Origin of the sequence: Aquimarina agarivorans, from assembly GCF_000218485.1 — a bacterium.
Taxonomy (GTDB): Bacteria; Bacteroidota; Bacteroidia; order Flavobacteriales; family Flavobacteriaceae; genus Aquimarina; species Aquimarina agarivorans.
On record NZ_AFPB01000029.1, the window covers coordinates 1 to 505 of the forward strand.

The 505-nt window shown below is 44.0% G+C and carries 1 protein-coding gene; it reads right to left on the reverse strand.

Features of this window, described 5'->3' with window-relative positions; all coding sequences use genetic code 11:
• Window positions 1-308: 308 nt before the first annotated feature.
• On the reverse strand, window positions 309-505 hold a 197-nt coding region (locus tag GMC_RS23310), incomplete at its 5' end, for a hypothetical protein (protein WP_238527893.1).

Consider the following 505-nt stretch of genomic DNA (forward strand, 5'->3'; position numbering starts at 1 on the left):
TCTACGTAGCTTGTGACATATCAGTCACCAGAGTCAGTAATAACTAGGACGTGTTTGAATCAGATGGAAGCTGAAGAACAACCCTCGAAAACAATCAAAGATCCAAAGAAGTTGGAAGACATACCAGTGGTTTGTGAGTATCCGGAGGTGTTTCCAGATGATCTCACAACGATGCCACCAGAAAGAGAGATCGAGTTCCGTATCGACTTGGTACCAGGAACTGCACCAATCTATAAGAGACCCTACAGGATGGCAGCTAATGAGATGGTAGAAGTGAAGAAGCAAGTGGATGAACAGCTTCAGAAAGGTTACATCCGATCGAGTACCTCGCCTGGGGTGCCCCGGTTATTTTTGTTGAGAAGAAGGACAAAACTAAGAGAATGTGTGTGGACTATCGTGCTTTGAACGATGTCACTATCAAGAATAAGTATCCTCTGCCAAGGATTGATGATCTGTTTGATCAGTTGAAGGGAGCCAAAGTTTTCTCCAAGATCGATTTGAGATC